15 protein-coding genes and 1 tRNA gene are annotated in these 16318 nt (G+C 56.5%); 5 read left to right on the top strand and 11 right to left on the bottom strand.

Annotated features, from left to right (window positions below; genetic code table 11):
• Positions 1 to 27: 27 nt before the first annotated feature.
• Positions 28 to 642, top strand: a complete 615-nt coding sequence (locus tag CAF90_RS13530; protein WP_085606867.1) for a hypothetical protein — start codon at positions 28 to 30, stop codon at positions 640 to 642.
• Between the two features lie 260 nt (positions 643 to 902).
• Here the strand turns inward: CAF90_RS13530 and CAF90_RS13525 are convergent, their stop codons facing one another.
• The 11 genes from CAF90_RS13525 to CAF90_RS13470 form a co-directional block, all read right to left on the bottom strand.
• A complete protein-coding gene (locus tag CAF90_RS13525) occupies positions 903 to 2033 on the bottom strand; it encodes a hypothetical protein (RefSeq protein ID WP_085606865.1) in 1131 nt (376 codons plus the stop codon).
• A gap of 645 nt (positions 2034 to 2678) precedes the next feature.
• Complete coding sequence (locus tag CAF90_RS13520) at positions 2679 to 3044, bottom strand: histone-like nucleoid-structuring protein, MvaT/MvaU family (RefSeq protein WP_085606863.1); 366 nt, start codon at positions 3042 to 3044, stop codon at positions 2679 to 2681.
• 313 nt (positions 3045 to 3357) lie between these two features.
• Entirely contained in the window at positions 3358 to 4200 is an 843-nt protein-coding gene (locus tag CAF90_RS13510) for a chromosome segregation protein SMC (protein ID WP_085607031.1), read from the bottom strand.
• A gap of 226 nt (positions 4201 to 4426) precedes the next feature.
• The gene (locus tag CAF90_RS13505; RefSeq protein ID WP_085606858.1) at positions 4427 to 7345 is read right to left on the bottom strand and encodes a DUF927 domain-containing protein; all 2919 of its coding nucleotides are present in this window, start codon (positions 7343 to 7345) and stop codon (positions 4427 to 4429) included.
• Positions 7342 to 7614 carry a DUF3077 domain-containing protein gene (locus CAF90_RS13500; RefSeq protein ID WP_085606855.1) on the bottom strand — a complete coding sequence of 91 codons (273 nt, stop codon included), beginning with the start codon at positions 7612 to 7614 and terminating at the stop codon, positions 7342 to 7344. The genes CAF90_RS13505 and CAF90_RS13500 overlap by 4 nt, the downstream gene beginning before the upstream one ends.
• Positions 7611 to 7895 (bottom strand): hypothetical protein, encoded by a 285-nt coding sequence (locus CAF90_RS13495; protein ID WP_085606853.1) that lies wholly within the window; start codon positions 7893 to 7895, stop codon positions 7611 to 7613. Before CAF90_RS13495 ends, CAF90_RS13500 begins: the two co-directional genes overlap by 4 nt.
• Positions 7896 to 8423: 528 nt before the next feature.
• Complete coding sequence (locus CAF90_RS13490; RefSeq protein ID WP_085606852.1) at positions 8424 to 8729, bottom strand: hypothetical protein; 306 nt, start codon at positions 8727 to 8729, stop codon at positions 8424 to 8426.
• A complete protein-coding gene (locus CAF90_RS13485) occupies positions 8726 to 9007 on the bottom strand; it encodes an AlpA family transcriptional regulator (RefSeq protein ID WP_085606850.1) in 282 nt (93 codons plus the stop codon). The genes CAF90_RS13490 and CAF90_RS13485 overlap by 4 nt, the downstream gene beginning before the upstream one ends.
• A 100-nt stretch (positions 9008 to 9107) precedes the next feature.
• The gene (locus CAF90_RS29735) at positions 9108 to 9947 is read right to left on the bottom strand and encodes a hypothetical protein (protein WP_234206557.1); all 840 of its coding nucleotides are present in this window, start codon (positions 9945 to 9947) and stop codon (positions 9108 to 9110) included.
• 279 nt (positions 9948 to 10226) lie between these two features.
• Complete coding sequence (locus CAF90_RS13475; protein WP_085606848.1) at positions 10227 to 11468, bottom strand: tyrosine-type recombinase/integrase; 1242 nt, start codon at positions 11466 to 11468, stop codon at positions 10227 to 10229.
• Between the two features lie 164 nt (positions 11469 to 11632).
• A tRNA-Leu gene (locus CAF90_RS13470) sits at positions 11633 to 11717 on the bottom strand.
• A 108-nt stretch (positions 11718 to 11825) separates the two neighbouring features.
• Between CAF90_RS13470 and queA the strand changes: the two genes are divergently transcribed.
• From queA to secD, 4 genes are all read left to right on the top strand, one after another.
• Positions 11826 to 12875: a tRNA preQ1(34) S-adenosylmethionine ribosyltransferase-isomerase QueA gene (queA, locus tag CAF90_RS13465; protein WP_007956699.1), complete on the top strand. Its 1050-nt coding sequence runs from the start codon at positions 11826 to 11828 to the stop codon at positions 12873 to 12875.
• Positions 12876 to 12889: 14 nt separating this feature from the next.
• Entirely contained in the window at positions 12890 to 14005 is a 1116-nt protein-coding gene (tgt, locus tag CAF90_RS13460) for a tRNA guanosine(34) transglycosylase Tgt (protein ID WP_170929384.1), read from the top strand.
• A gap of 43 nt (positions 14006 to 14048) precedes the next feature.
• Positions 14049 to 14384 (top strand): preprotein translocase subunit YajC, encoded by a 336-nt coding sequence (gene yajC, locus CAF90_RS13455; protein WP_007956696.1) that lies wholly within the window; start codon positions 14049 to 14051, stop codon positions 14382 to 14384.
• Between the two features lie 64 nt (positions 14385 to 14448).
• Positions 14449 to 16317 carry a protein translocase subunit SecD gene (gene secD / locus CAF90_RS13450; RefSeq protein WP_007956695.1) on the top strand — a complete coding sequence of 623 codons (1869 nt, stop codon included), beginning with the start codon at positions 14449 to 14451 and terminating at the stop codon, positions 16315 to 16317.
• Position 16318 lies beyond the last annotated feature (1 nt).

The raw sequence follows: 16318 nt of genomic DNA, 5'->3' as shown, positions 1-16318 counted from the left end.
CCCCGCCTGTTTAACAAGGAGCTAAGAATGCCAGAGAGTTCGCTCAGCAAAATCGAAAAAATCCATCTCGGATCTCAGATCCTCGCCCATGCGACGACGATCATAGCTGCGATCGTTGTCGCTGTGTGGGGTTATTACTCTACTGTGTATGTGAAAAAGGAAAAGGAAGTCACAGAATATACACTGAAGGAGTTGGATCAGAGGACCACGCAAAAACCGCATATCCAGGCAAAAGTCGAATCATCGGTTCAGCCACTCATGGATGGGCAAAACTTGCTTCAGGTTAAAGTGATTCTTTCCAACCTTGGCAACAAGGAAAGCAAAGTTACCTTGGATGATGACGCCTTGACTCTGGTACCCGTTGCCTTCGCAGAGGGGAAACCGATCTACAAGAAGCCGATCAGCCTCCTTTCTGGACGCTATGCGGGAACTCTCAACCGTGCACCACTACAATTCGTGAACGTTGGAGCAGGCGAGAGCTATGAGATAACATTTGTACAGAAAATCGAAAATTCAGGTATTTACCTAATCCACTTTCTTGCCCTCAACGGTATATCCCCCTCTAAGGACGATCTTTTTATCACAGGTGGCGTTCCATACCAGTACTCCATTGGCGCAGATCAATACGTGGTTGTGAAGTAGAAAGCCTGTCCTCTTAGCGAGCGCCTGCTTTTGGCCGATAGGAGCCTGGCCTGACGGGCTCCTATCGTGCCGATTCTTTCGAAAAAATCGGTCTGCCCAAACTGCCAGATCATTGACTGGTGAATATGCCTGTTTTGCACGCTGCTAGGTGAAGTCGGAGTCTAAAAGTAAAGGTTTCGATCGGACGCGTACTTTTCTGAGGTGCAAACAATTGCCGACCTTTTTCAACAGAATCGTACCCATAGCAGACATTCATACCCCTAGGAAAGACCTTCCTCCAGTAGTGCGGGATGATTTTCAATCAAATCGCTTCGAACATCGAAAAGTCTAATTGCGTGAATTTTGGCTTCTAACTCATCGCGCAGTGTCAAGGCCATGCACTTGCGTGCCATAAGCCAAAAAGTCTTTTCGTTGGGAGGGGTTTCACATGAAATCAATGCAATGTTGTCAAATAATTTTATAAAGCAATCAGCCATTCTTATGACAAAGTCAACCCCCTGCTTTGCTTGCCGATTCCTAACAATAAAATCTACATCCGAATAGAAGTGATCAATATAGATTTTGTTGGGGAGTGAGTGAATATTGTTAATTACTTTTTGTACGTTTATTAAAATTGTATAGAGATCATTATCTAGACCCAAAAGTGGAGTCCCTCTTAGGCAATCTTCTATGTCGTATCGCTTCAGATTCAAATTTTCTGGAATGAGCCTAGTAATACTATGGCCGTCCCAGCCGCCGTCGATGGTGGTTGTGCTGCTCTTGGCCCATCCATTTAACCGTTCGAACCATTTGGGGTCGTTCGCATAGGCTGCTCGCTGCGATGACCAAAGCATAAAGTCTACAACTTGTGATCCAGGATTGCTTTTGTCGGAAATTTCGAATTTTACATTTGGGTAATATTTGACGATAAATGGAGCTGAAAAGCAGTTTTGGCTCAATCCTTTCCACAGGTCTGGCCACCACTCCTCTAATAGTGTCTGCACACTTATTCCATGCCTACCCTCAAAAATGAATGTGAGTTCTCGCGCTTTTGAAAATAAACCCACTACAGCAAGCTTTGATGCAAGATCGTAAATTTCTTCAATGCCAGAAAAACTGTTTTTTCTTGCATGAAAAATATGTGATTTAAAGTTTCCGGTAACGTACTTGTTTATAGCGTTGCAAAGATGGGAATGAGCATTTTTGCTGTCATCGGCGGCGTGAAAGTATCCTCTTTCAAGAGTTCTATCATCCATAGTTTTTTGAGGAGGCAGGAAACGGTCGGTATCGATTCGAAGATTTTCTAATGCATCATCGATAACCTCCTGGCGGATGCGTTCCTCAGTTATTAGGCTGGCATATCCACTAAATGCGCCTTCTCCGAATTCAGTCTCATCGAGGTATACGAACATCCCGCACGTCCTTGGCCATAGTAAAAACAAATTTAGGTGTACACACCATAGCATCCCGATGAATTAATTTAGTTGGAGTAAACCAATGACCGCATTTGGCTGCTAGTGGTCACGTGGGAACGTCCGCTTCTGGCCGAAAGCAGACGTCCGTGAGCGGCGGCTAGTGGGCAGACGCGGTCGTCGAGAAAAAATCGTCGAGAGCAGCCAGGAGCAGCTCGTTTCTAGCGGTTGGGAGGGCAGAGTAATACTTCGCGGAAGGCTTCATCACCCGTTAAGAGCGCAGAGTGATGATCGAGAAGGCTGCAGCGAACTACAGGAAAGCAGTCGAGGGAGTAAGCCAAGGCACCTAGCATTAGCCAAGATGGGTAGAGCTGCGCTGGAGCGATCAATATTCGCGACGGTGAATTGTCGCTGGTCGGGGCCGATCACCTCGACAGACAGACTATGGTCGGCATGTATCGAGCAGGTGAAGCGCATTGCGAGAGGCGCCGAGACAACAGGTCGCCAATTTCACGTCTGCTCATTGTGTCCACAACGTTGACTCCTTTTGCTGATGGTAGCGATTCTTAGATGTTGAGTTCTCAGGCGCGAAGGATGTGATCAACAAAAGAAAAGGCCTCTGAGAGGCCTTTTATTCAAGCTGCGTTATTTCTTCACCCAGCTTTCAACTTCGTCGGCACCGTGCTTGGTTTTCCACTCCTTCAGCGTCTTGTGATTGCCGCCTTTGGTTTCGACCACTTCGCCGGTGTGCGGGTTCTTGTAGACCTTCAGAGCGCGAGGCTTACGCTTGCCAGGTGCCGCCGCTGGTGTTGAAGCGCGCTTCGTGCTTTGCGGATCCAGCAGGTTGATGATGTGCTTGAGGCTGAAGCCGTATTGGTTGAGCAACTCGCGCAGCTTGGTTTCGAACTCGATCTCTTTTTTCAGCGCGCCATCGCTCTTCAGCGCTTCCAAAGCCTGAAGCTGTTCGGCGAGGTGCTTTTCGAGCTGGCGGTATTCGGCAAGTTTGGACATGTTTGATTCCTACATTTGTTTGATGACAGTTTGAATGTTCGTGCGGCTCACAAGTTCAGCGCTATTCTGACAGTTTAAGATACTCTCGGATGCTGATGATCTCGGCTTTTATCAATTTCACGGTGAGAATCTCGACTTTCGTTTTTATGCGAGGTTTGTCCACGAATTCCAGCATTTCCTTTAAGGAGACTATTCGTGCATTCAGTAGGTCTTTCCAGTTGGGGGTGTTTCTAAGGTCAAATTGAATGATCATTTTGTAGCCTGTGGAGGTTAAGCAGCCTACCTGCGTAGGCTGTTTCGGTGGCTCAGCGCATTACAACGAGAGAACGTCTTGGGTTGAGTATTTGGAGGCGCGCTCCCACAGATCTGTACTGGTCCAGCTGTTGAAGTTTTCCCCCTCCTCAGGAATTACCAGTTTTCTAAGAGTAACTTGATCGCCACCAACAAGACTGATGGCAGACCAGAGCTTGCCGCCCATCGCCAGCAACTCTTGTGCTTTCTCGTTCCACTGTTCCTCGAGAACCGTCTGCGCCAGGAGCAACGCCCTTCGTTCGATGGTTTTGTGCTCTTTCCGCGCCTCGTCGATGTGTTGATCCACGATGACGAGTTCCTGCTCCAGCGCGGCAATGATCAGAAGTTGCCGACGATGGTGCTCGCTCGCAGTCGCCAAATTCTTCGCAGCCTTCTGGGCGTCGGCATTGGCGGTTTTCTCGCCCTCGGTGTCGCCCCAGGCCACGGCTTGTGCATAGGCTGTAGCGGCATCGGTTTCGGCTTGCCGGGCCTTGGTCAAGTCCTCTTCTGCCTGCTGCTGGATCTGCGCCAAGCGGGTGCTGAGGCTGTCGCGTTTCTCGTTGAGCTCTTGTTCGTCGGCTTTCCAGTTCGTCATCGATTCGACGTAACCCGCCATCAGGGTTTCATGATTGACCAGCTGCTCGCGTCGTCGAATTCGAGCGTCTGCGTAGCTAGCGCGTGTCTTGCAGGAGTCGTAAGGAATTTTGAGGGTGTTGTACTGTTTTCGAATTTCATACAGTCGATCTGCATCGAGTTCGTCCTCGTTTTCCAAGAGCGCTTCCAATGGCGCTATTTGCACGTAGTGCTCCGCTGCCTCCCTGAGGAGGCTATCGCGGTGGCTGGTCCACTCTTCGATTTCGCCCATCAACACTCGCTTCTTTTCACATACGCCGATTACTTCGCCGGTGGCTGCTACGGGCAATGAGAGCCCTGTTTCATGGCCATCTGGATCGCTGGCCAGCATTTCGTGTTGTTCGGTGGAAGTTTGGAATTCGTTCATCTGTCTTGTTCCTTCAAAAATAGTTTGGGATAAATGAGCGGCTGGCGAGGCCGGGAATCAGCCGGCGCTACCTCGATCAGCGGGGTTGCCCTTAGGCAGCCCGTGCCTCGCTGTCATCCGTTCCCGGAATCGCTTTCACGATGTAGCAGCGTTGTTGGCCGAGGCCGGGCAAACGAACCAGACTCGATGCTTTGCCGTCGCTGCTCGGTTCCAGCACACCGCGCTGCAGGAGCTCCTTGTTCACTGCCGTTAAGTTCATGCCGCGGAAGATCTCCGAACGCCACGCCTCGGTCAGCACGTAATAGGTGTTGGTGGTGTGCATGGTGTCGCCCATGCCGTGTTCCAGCGTCTTGCGAAAGCCGAGGCGGTCGATGGTGCGTGGGCCGTGTTCGTCGATCTTCGCTGCCGCCGATTCCCAGCGGGTGAAACGGCTTTCGCCGAAGCGCTCGATGACCTGGCGCAGCCGCGCCAAAATCGCATCGCCTTCGAAGTTTCCGGCGCCGCCACGCTCGTTCAGCCATGCGTTCAAGCACACCCGAGCGGCCGTGGTGGCCGTGCCGTCCGGCCAACCGGTAATGCCCATCGCGGTGGCCAGCTCGCCAGCGGCCGCCGCGAGACCGAAGCGCGCCGCAGCACGGTGTGCCTGTCCACTGGCAGAGGCGGGGAGCGCTTTGGCTATAAAGCCTTCCAGCGTGCGGCGCAGGATTGCCGCCCAGCCGTGGCGCTTGCCGGGTTCGCACAATGCGGTCAAGAACGCGGTGAGCGGGGTGCCGTAGTAGTTCGCCACCCGCGCTTTGAGTGCGTCGGACAGAGCGGCGGCATCCTCGAAACCGTTGAGCGTGTCGAACATGCCAAGGCCTTTGCTGGCATCGGACGGGACGGCGAGCATCCGCACCTCCATACCTGCTTTCAGCTCCTTGTTGGCTTCGGCCATGTGCTGGGCCAAAGTCTTCTCACCGGTGGAGAGAAACAGCAGGCGCCATTCCTGCACCTGTCGGCCTGCTTGACCTCGATCATTGGCGCGGGCTTTGCCGGTGCCGTTGCCGAGCATGTAGACCGTCTCGCCGATGATCCGGGCATCACACATGCCGATTTCATCGAGCACCAGAAGCCCGTCGGAATGCGCGGCAGCGATCGACTCCAGAGCGTTGTCGGTCGAGCGCCACGAGCGCACCAGACGCGGCCCGCCGTAGATTGAGGCGGCAACTTGCAGGTGCGTGGTCTTGCCGCCGGAGCTATCGCCGTACAGGTGAAAGCCGCCCGATTCGTGGCCAAGCATGTGCAGCAAGGGACCGGCGAAGGCCACGCCGACGACAAACGCCAAGCGATGGTTGCCGATGCACAGCGCGCCGATCTGCTGTTGCCATTGTTCCAACGTACCCGCCTCGCTGATCGGCGGAAGCTGCGCGCCGGCCTCATAGAAGTGCAGGTGTTCCGCGTGCATGCCGACCTGCTGCTCGGGCAACAGAAAGGCGTTGTCATGCCAACCCAAACGAGTGACCAGACGCGCACGTTGCGCACTGTCGAAGCCGCCCAGGTAGCTCTGCAAATCGTTGCGTGCGTTGCGCCCCGAACGACTGCCGGCCAGACGCAACCCCATGTCCACCAATGGGCCGAGCACGTCCTTGCCAAAGTCGCCGGTCATGGTGCGCGCTGGGATGTTCCAGCGTTTCTTGGTGCCGTCGGGGTCGTCGAATTCGACCAGCAAGCCCCAGTTGTGGCCCTTCTCGTCGCGGGTACGCGCAAGGATTGCCAGTGGCGAACATACCGGGCGTGCTTCACCGTCGTCGCCTGCGTAAAACACACCCTCGGGCGTCAGGCGAAAGCCACCGGGCATCAGGTCGTTTTTCGATTTTGCCGGGCGCTTGGCTGCTGCTTTGGGTTTCGGTTCTAGCTCTGATTCCGGCTTGGGTTCCACCTGGGCAATTACCGGTTTTTCTTCGATCACACCGAACAGTTCGCCGCTGCTTTCCAGTTCGGCGAAGTGGCCGGCGGTCCAGCCTTTGGCGAGCGCATCGGCGGCATCGTCGCCGTCATCCCATTGACCACCTTTGGCGAAGGCGGCGCGGTCGTTCTTCAGCGTCGGCTTGCGTTTGAACACCTCCAGCGTGATGGCTCGGACCGAGGCGGCGCCGATTTCGCGCAGCTTTTCGGCAACGGTGGCCATGCAGGTTTTACCGCTGTCGTCGTTGTCCGGCCACAACAGAACGTCGCGTCCCTTGAGCGGCGTCAGGTCGGCTTTGTGCCAGGAGTTGGAGCCGTTCGGCCAGCAGGTGGCCACGTAGTCCGACAGCAACTCGGCGGCGGCATCCGCAGCTTTCTCGCCTTCGCACAGAACCACCGGTGAGTCAGCGCGCTGGGCCAGTTCATCAAGGCGCAGCAGCGGACGCGGATCCGGCAGACCCTGCCAGCGCCATTGTTTGGTTTGGCTATCGGCACGCTGACACCACGTCAGGGGCGCAAAGACCTTCTTCAGCTTGCCGTCTTCATCCGGACCAAGGTCGAAGCGATACAACGCCATGAGGGGCTGGCCCTGCGCGTCACGGTAGATCCACACCTTGGACGGCACACCGTGATCACGGTGCTTGGCCGGGCACTTGTTCATGGCCTCGGTAGGGATCGGCTGGATGGCGTTCCATGTTGCTGCCTTGGGATTGCTCGGTGCTGCTTTCGTCTTGGCGACGCCGGGCGCAACGTTCAGCCTGTCGGCCAGTTTGTGACAGGCTTCAACGTCGGTGCCGCCGTCGAGATAGTGCACCAGATCGATCAGGTCGCCGCCTTTGTCGCCGGTAGCAAAATCCGCCCAGGTGCCCTTGCTCAAATTGACCTTGAGCGATCCGGCGCGCTTGTCGCTTCGGGTCGGATTCGGGGCCGTGTATTCCTTGCCGCCGTCGACGCGCTTGCCGTTGGGCAGCCAATGCGACAAGACACGATCAATGTCTGTCAGCGCGGCGGCTTTCACGTCGGCGAAGCTTGGACGTTTCGCAGTGCTGTTCGGGCGCTGGCTCATGTGTCAGCCCTCGGCAGAAACAGCGCGTCGTTGATGTCGTCGATCAATGCTTTGGCCATCTCGCCCAGGTATAGGGCGGGCCAACTGAAACGCTCGCCGTTGTCACTCATAGCAGCGTCGAAATTGAGTTGATTCGCGTGATGCTGAAGCAACGACGCCATTTCTAGTGCGTCCTCGACTGGCACGCCGGCGTTGACGCGAAACAGCTTGAGGTCAGAGGCATTGACGCGGGAAAAGGTGGCGTGACCCAGCGTGGTGGAGGTGGTCATAGCGCACCGCCTTTTGGCACCGCAGGGGCCGAAGTGTTGTCACCGTGCATGGCCAGCGTTTTGATCAGGCCGAGGGTGCCGCGCACGTCCCAGAGGACGGCGGCGATGACGTGATTAGCAAGGCGCGAGGATTCGTTTTCGAAGTGATCCTCCAGCAGCGTCAGCACCGAGTCAGCACGGTCAATGGCGCAGGTGATGGCATCGATAGGTACGCCGGCTTCGGCGGTTGGATTCACGCAGAGCAGATCTTCGGGCAGGGCGAAACTCAGGGCGTTGTTCATTGGGCACCGCCTGCGGTTTCGAGTGCGCGGGCTTTGGCCATGTGAGCGTTGTAGCGGGAGAGGCGTGTAGCGAGGCTGGAGTTGGCGTGTAAAGCGGCGAGAGCCATTGCACGGTGTGCAGCGGCGCGAATTTTGGACGGATTGAGGGCAGGCATAGGTGACACTCCAAGTTTGAAGATGGAGCTGCCACTGATCGTCGCCAAACGATTTAGGGTGGCAGCTGTGCGCAGGTTGGCGAACCGGGAACTTGGAACCCGGCAGACCCGAAGGTCTCCCACGCACAGCTGCCATAACACGAAACGGCGGGCACAAAAAAAGCGCCTGCTGTCGGATGGGGCGCCTGTGCGCCAAGTAACTCGGGTCGCCAAACCCGGTCGCTGAATTTGCAGCGACGGCCAGAGAGTAACGTCCGTTTTTCGAAAGTGCAACTGCGCTGATGGCTTGCGGATTTTTCAGGTGCGGCATAAATTGTTCGGGCATGTAGATTGACCTCGACGCCTCCGGATCGCCCCCGGAGGCGTTTTTGTTTCAGGCATGGGCTTCCCAGCGCAGGGAGAGAAGGGGCAGGAATCCGCCGCTGAGCATGGAGCGGGCATCTTCGTAGGCGTCGACCTGCTGGCCCTCGTCGACGACCACGGCCCCGGTCTTTTCGCAGTGAAGGGAGAGGGCGCACCAGGTGCCGTCGGCCCAGCTGAGCACGCTGACAACGCGCCCTTGCTTGTCCTGCTGGCTGCGGTAGCGTTCAAGGCGCTGCATGACGCGAGTCGAGAAACCGATCCGACGCAACACGGAAAAGGGATGCATCAAAGCGTTGTTTGCAGTCTTGTGGCTCATGCTGCCACCTGATCGCGTGCCTCGATGCGGCTGCGCGCCCATGCTTGAACTTCGGAAAGGACCCAGGCGACAGGGGCGCCGCGTGCGTTGCTGTTGCTCAGCTTGACGGGCTGCGGAAAGCCGCAGTCGGTGCGCTGCATCAGTTTGTAGATGGTCGAACGCTTCATCCCCACAATGCCTTCCACCTCCCGCATGCGGATCAAAGTTGAAGTGGCATCAAAAAGTGAGGTGGTGTTGACGGGAGTCTTGCGGGGAAAATCGGTAACAGAGGTGTTCATAGGTATTGCTCTCGATTGATTTGGACAACGAGAGCAATGGTCTAGAAAATCGTCTGCGGGAAGCAGTTCACTTCCAATTGAAATTTCGGTGAACCTTTGTTCACAGCACAAAGTTGCGCTTGAGTATGGCCTCTACGCTTTTGCGGGTCAGCGCTTTTTCGGTTTCCAGCGTCAGCCACTCCGCGCGCTGCTTGGGCGGTTTGGAAACCTCCCGTTCCAGCCAAGCATGTACCGCCGTGGTTACGTTTCTTCGTGGCATTCCGCTCGTCACGTAGTGGCGACCTTGCCTAATGATTGCTGTATCCCGTGCGCTGATTTCTTCGTTACGCTCCATTCCGCTGATGATGCCGCCCTTAGTGCGTATAGCGTTCTTGATTGCTCTGTAAGCAGTAGGGGTCAGTTCGTCACTGATCAAGCAGGGTAGGGTTGTTATGGGCTCCAGAAACAGCACGTATTGTTCTAGTGCCTGAATGCGTTCAATGGGATCGACCTGTCCCTCTACGACGAGACAATAAATATCCCACGGACAATCCGTGGGAGGTTCAGCAACATGTGACCATGCCTCGTCTTCCGTAGAGCGCATCCAGTCAGCTAATGCGCTTAGCGCTTTTACTGCGCAGGCCATGACATAGGCTGCATATGCATCGCGCTCCGAAGCTGAAGGGCAGCTGCTGTATTGGCGAACCCAATGTGCAAGACGATTTTTTTTGTCGGTTGAGGCGTACTGAAAAATGGCCTCTTCATGCATCGTTGTCTGTATGCACATGCTGCTCATATCGCTGCTTATGTCGCCGTTCTGGATGCGTACGCAGCATTGATTGATTAGCTCGCATAAATCAGTGATCTGTTCATTGCAGAGCTCATAGAGCGGTTGACCGGAGAGATATTGAAGCAGGCCGGCGGTTAGCGCCGTGTGCAAAATTGGATGAGTTTCAATCATGCCCATGGTTCTCTACGTGTAACGCTATATCCCTCGCCCTGCGAGTTGGATGCGTTTCCAGCGATATTTGCGCTCTGGCCCAGTCTGGAGAAATTTGGCCCGCAGCACGCGAGGGGCTTATTCTGGTGTTACACGAACGGCGTGCGTTACATCGCATGTACGGAAGGTCGTGCAAGAGTGTAACGGGATTGAAAGTCAATGAATCCGGGCGTTTGACCGGCATCGTTACACGAGTTACACCTGTAACACGGATTTTGAAGGTGGTATGAATAAGTGCATTCATACCGCTTTTCCAAATTGTCCCTTGATTACCTTTTCGCTTGCTAACGCATCAAGGTGATCTGCATACCACTGCATCATCTTCACTCGATGCTCAAGGTATTGAGCCTTGTTGTAGACCCCCGATATTCCCTCTTCTTTGTGAGCAAGCTGCGCTTCGACGTGCTCTTTCGGCCAGCCGTGTTCCCTGAGCAGAGTACTGGCGGTGTGACGAGTACCATGACCAACCAATCGCCCCTTGTAACCAACTGTCGCGAAGACCTTGTTGATGGTGTTTTCGCTAATCGTTGGGTTCTTAGCGCCCACCCCAGGGAACAGCCAGCGACTACGACCTGTGAGGCAATGAAGTTCTTTGAGAGCGGAAAGCGCTTGCTTAGGGAGTGGACACACAAAGTCTCGGCGCATCTTCATCTTGGCGGCAGGCGTCGTCCATATCGCTTTATCCAGGTCAAACTCTTTCCATTCAGCTAATCGAACCATGCCCGGTCTGGATGCGGTCCAGATGCAGAGCCATGCAGCAGTTCGGGCCGTCAGCCTGCTCGGGGTGTTTTTGAGTGCTTGGAGGAACTCTGCCAACTCTGGCTCCAGCAAGTGAGGATGCTGCTGAGTCTTTGGGGCTTGAGCTGCAATATCTCGGAGGCGACTGCCAGGATCGTTTTCCGTGAGGCCTAAGCCGATGGCTCGTCCGAATATCTGATTGATCCACGTGCGGCACTTTTCCGCGACGTTGTGTGCGTCTCGGGCTTCAAGTGATGCTTGGAGCTCCGCACAGTCAGTACGAGTGATTTCGTCCAAGGGTTTATCTCCCAGCGCCGGGAGTATGTCTTTGTCGAGATAAGTGCGGATTTTGTTAAGGGTGGAAGGAGCGAGTCCCTTTTCTTCCTTGGCCTTGAGCCAAGCTTCAGCAGCCGCTCGGAAGGTACGAGTCTTGGCAGCATCAATTGCCGCTTTGGCAGAGCGTTTTTGTTCGAGAGGATCGGCCCCGCTGCTCACGACCTTGCGCAGTTCAGCAGCTTTATCCCGTGCCAACGCACCGCTTACTTCTGGGTAACCCCCCAGCCCCATCCAAGCCCAATTGCCCGCCGGACGTTTGTAGCGGAGCTGCCAGGATTTACCACCATCAGGTTTTACCCTGAAGTAGAGGCCGTTTCCGTCCAGCTCTCGGTATTCCTTTAATTCCGACTCCAATCCCGCAAGTGTCGTATCAGCGAGAGGGCGGCGCTTGATGTCTGCGCGCTTCATCCTTGTATCCCAAAGTTCGGTATTTTTCTCAGGATACAAGCAGGGATACAGGGATACAACGGATAAGGGGAGATAGGGATAAACAGACAGGCACAAAAAAACCGGCCAAGTGGCCGGTTTCTCTGGGTCTGAGAGGCTAATAGAGACTCTCAGAAACTGCTATGTGGTGCCCCGAGGGAGACTCGAACTCCCACTCCTTTCGAAAACGGATTTTGAATCCGCCGCGTCTACCAATTCCGCCATCAGGGCTCAATGGCGGCGAAGTATAGAGAGGTGCCTACCGTTGGTCAATCACGTTTCATGGTCAATTTTTGATATTTCCGCTAGACTTTCCGGCCCTGCTAGACGAACCCCATCATGCGCGTTGCTGACTTTACCTTCGAGCTTCCTGATTCGCTGATTGCCCGCCATCCTTTGGCCGAGCGTCGCGGTAGTCGCCTGTTGACCCTGGATGGGGTCAGCGGCGCCCTGGCACACCGTCAATTCACTGATCTGCTGGAGCATTTGCGCCCGGGCGATCTGATGGTGTTCAACAATACCCGGGTGATTCCGGCGCGCCTGTTCGGGCAGAAGGAGTCCGGCGGCAAGCTGGAAATCCTCATCGAACGCGTGCTCGATACCCATCGCGTGCTGGCCCATGTGCGTTCCAGCAAGTCGCCGAAGCCGGGTTCGAAGATCCTGATCGACGGCGGCGGCGAAGCCGAGATGCTGGCGCGTCACGATGCGCTGTTCGAGCTGGGGTTTGCCGAAGAAGTGCTGCCGCTGCTCGATCGCGTCGGGCACATGCCGTTGCCTCCTTATATAGACCGCCCGGACGAAGGTTCGGATCGCGAGCGCTATCAGACCGTGTATGCCGAGAAACTCGGCGCGGTGGCAGCGCCGACTGCCGGGCTGCATTTCGATCAGACGCTGATGGAAGCGATCGCCGCCAAGGGTGTCGAGACGGCATTCGTCACGCTGCACGTCGGCGCTGGCACCTTCCAGCCGGTGCGCGTGGAGAAGATCGAAGATCACCACATGCACAGCGAATGGCTGGAAGTCGGTCAGGACGTGGTCGATGCAGTCGCCGCTTGCCGTGAGCGCGGCGGTCGAGTCATCGCTGTCGGCACCACCAGCGTGCGTTCGCTGGAAAGCGCCGCCCGCGATGGCGTGCTCAAGCCGTTCAGCGGCGACACCGACATCTTTATCTTCCCTGGCCGGCCGTTCCATGTGGTCGATGCCCTGGTCACCAATTTCCATTTGCCCGAATCCACGCTGTTGATGCTGGTCTCGGCATTCGCCGGTTATCCGGAAACCATGGCTGCCTACAAAGCCGCGGTCGATAACGGATACCGCTTTTTCAGCTACGGTGATGCGATGTTCATCACCCGTAATCCCGCTCCCCGCGGCCCAGAGGAATCCGTATGAGTCGCACCTGTCGTATGTCTTTCGAGTTGCTTGCCACCGATGGCAAGGCTCGTCGTGGTCGTCTGACCTTCCCTCGTGGCACCGTCGAGACCCCGGCCTTCATGCCGGTGGGCACTTACGGCACGGTCAAGGGCATGTTGCCGCGTGACATCGTCGCCACCGGCGCGGAGATCATTCTGGGCAACACCTTCCACCTGTGGCTGCGCCCGGGTACTGAAGTGATCAAGGAGCACGGCGACCTGCACGATTTCATGCAGTGGAAAGGCCCGATCCTGACCGACTCCGGCGGTTTCCAGGTGTTCAGCCTCGGCGCCATGCGCAAGATCAAGGAGGAGGGCGTGACCTTCGCCTCCCCGGTCGACGGCTCGAAAGTGTTCATGGGCCCGGAAGAGTCGATGCAGGTCCAGCGCGATCTGGGCTCGGACATCGTGATGATCTTCGACGAATGCACCCCGTACCCGGCTGACGAAGACGTGGCCCGTGTGTCCATGGAGCTGTCGCTGCGCTGGGCCCAGCGTTCGAAGAATGCCCATGGCGACAACACGGCAGCGCTGTTCGGCATCGTTCAGGGTGGCATGCACCAGGACTTGCGCATGCGCTCGCTGGAAGGTCTGGGCAAGATCGGCTTCGACGGCCTGGCCATCGGTGGTCTGTCGGTGGGCGAGCCCAAGCATGAAATGATCAAGGTGCTGGACTACCTGCCGGGCATGATGCCGGCTGACAAACCTCGTTACCTTATGGGCGTTGGCAAACCGGAAGATCTGGTTGAGGGTGTGCGCCGCGGTGTGGACATGTTCGATTGCGTGATGCCAACCCGTAATGCCCGCAACGGGCATCTGTTCATTGATACAGGCGTGCTGAAGATCCGTAACGCGTTCCATCGCCATGATGATTCGCCTCTGGATCCGACCTGCGATTGCTATACCTGCCAGAACTTCTCCCGCGCTTATCTGCATCATCTGGACAAGTGCGGCGAAATGCTCGGCAGCATGCTCAATACCATCCACAATTTGCGCCATTATCAGGTGCTGATGGCTGGTTTGCGCGAGGCTATTCAACAGGGTACATTGGCCGCCTTTGTCGATGCCTTCTACGCCAAACGCGGGCTTCCCGTTCCGCCTTTGGACTGAGTTTTCTGACCCCAAGATTCAACATTTGCAACTGGAGTGCTAAATGAGCTTTTTTATCTCTAATGCCATGGCTGACGCGGCTGCACCGGCTGCAGCGCCTATGGGCGGCGGCTTCGAGTGGATTTTCCTGGTCGGCTTCCTGGTCATCTTCTACCTGATGATCTGGCGTCCACAGGCCAAGCGCGCCAAAGAGCAGAAGAACCTGCTGAGCAGCCTGCAGAAGGGCGACGAAGTGGTCACCACCGGCGGCATCGCCGGCAAGATCACCAAAGTGGCCGATGACTTCGTGGTTCTGGAAGTTTCCGACACCGTGGAAATGAAGTTCCAGAAGGGCGCCATCGCCGCCACGCTGCCAAAAGGCACGCTGAAAGCGATCTAAGGTTCCAACTTCTACTCAATCGACGGGGCGCGCAAGGCGCCCCGCGTTCATAACGGGCGGCGTGATGCTGAACAAATATCCTCTGTGGAAATACATTCTGATCCTGGCGGTGCTGGCGATCGGTCTGATTTATTCCGCTCCGAATCTATACCCCGATGACCCGGCCATTCAGATCAGCGGCGCCAGCACGGCCCTGCAGGTCAATCAGGCCGATCTGGATCGCGTGAGCACCGCGCTCAAGGAATCCGGGATCAACGTCAAGGCTTCGAGCCTGGCTGCGAACGGCAAGGGCGGTCTGATCCGTCTGACCAAGGCTGAAGACCAGCTGCCGGCCAAGGACGTTGTCCGCAAGGCATTGGGTGATGACTACGTCGTCGCGCTGAACCTGGCACAAACCACCCCGCAATGGCTGCGCAGCGTGGCCGCGCACCCGATGAAGCTGGGTCTGGACTTGTCCGGTGGTGTGCACTTCCTGCTGGAAGTGGACATGGACAAAGCCCTCGACGCCCGCCTGAAAGTCTACGAAGGCGACGTCAAGAGCCTGTTGCGCAAAGAGAAACTGCGTTATCGCAGCCTGCCGCAACTCAATGGCGCCATTCAGCTGGGCTTCAGCGATGCTGATTCCCGCGAACAGGCCCGTGCGCTGATCCGCAAGAATTTCAACGATTTCGACATTGTTCCGGCCGACCTCAACGGTCAACCGGTGCTGCGTCTGGCGATGACCCCGGCCAAGCTGGCGGAAATCCGTGAATACTCCATCAAGCAGAACTTGACCACGGTACGTAACCGCGTCAACGAGCTGGGTGTTGCCGAACCGATCGTCCAGCGTCAGGGCGCCAACCGTATCGTGGTTGAGCTGCCGGGCGTGCAGGACACTGCCGAAGCCAAGCGTATCCTCGGCAAGACGGCCAACCTCGAGTTCCGTCTGGCTGCAGAGCCGGGCGCTTCGAAAGCCACTTCCGAGACCTTCGAGTTCCGTGAAGGCAAACGTCCTCCTGCCCAGATCGAACGTGGTCTGATCATCACCGGTGACCAGGTGACTGACGCCAAGGCCGGTTTCGGCGAGCACGGCACGCCTGAAGTGAACATCCGTCTGGATGGCCACGGTGGCGAGCTGATGAGCCGCGCAACCCGCAGCAACGTCGGTCGCAGCATGGCGGTGATCTTCATCGAGCAGCGTCCTGTCACCACTTACACCAAGCAAGTGGTCGATGGCGTCGAGAAAGACGTCGCGGTGCAGACCTTCAAGGAAGAGAAGAAGATCATCAGCCTGGCGACCATTCAGTCGCCGCTGGGTGCTCAGTTCCGTATCACCGGCCTGAACGGCCAGGGCGAGTCGTCCGAACTGGCGCTGCTGCTGCGTGCCGGTGGTCTGGCTGCGCCGATGTACTTCGCTGAAGAGCGCACCATCGGCCCGAGCCTGGGTGCGGACAACATCACCAAGGGTATCGATGCGTCGCTGTGGGGCATGCTGTTCGTCTCGCTGTTCATCATCGCCATCTACCGTTTCTTCGGTCTGATCGCCACCGTTGCACTGGCGGTGAACATGGTGCTGCTGCTGGCGCTGATGTCGCTGCTGGGCGCCACGCTGACCCTGCCGGGTATCGCCGGTATCGTGTTGACCATGGGTATGGCGGTCGACGCCAACGTACTGATCTTCTCGCGGATTCGTGAAGAGATCGCCGCCGGCATGACCGTGCAGCGTGCAATCAACGAAGGCTTCGGTCGGGCATTCACTGCGATTCTCGACGCCAACCTGACCACCTTGCTGGTCGGCGGCATCCTGTTCGCCATGGGCACCGGCCCGGTGAAGGGCTTCGCAGTAACCATGTCCCTCGGGGTTCTGACTTCGATGTTCACGGCCATCATGGTCACCCGCGCGATGGTCAACCTGATCTTCGGCGGTCGTGACTTCAAGAAGTTGTGGATTTAAG

Source organism: Pseudomonas sp. B37(2017) (assembly GCF_002112885.1).
In the GTDB taxonomy this organism is placed as follows: domain Bacteria; phylum Pseudomonadota; class Gammaproteobacteria; order Pseudomonadales; family Pseudomonadaceae; genus Aquipseudomonas; species Aquipseudomonas paraglycinae.
This window is presented reverse-complemented; position numbering and strand designations above follow the sequence as displayed.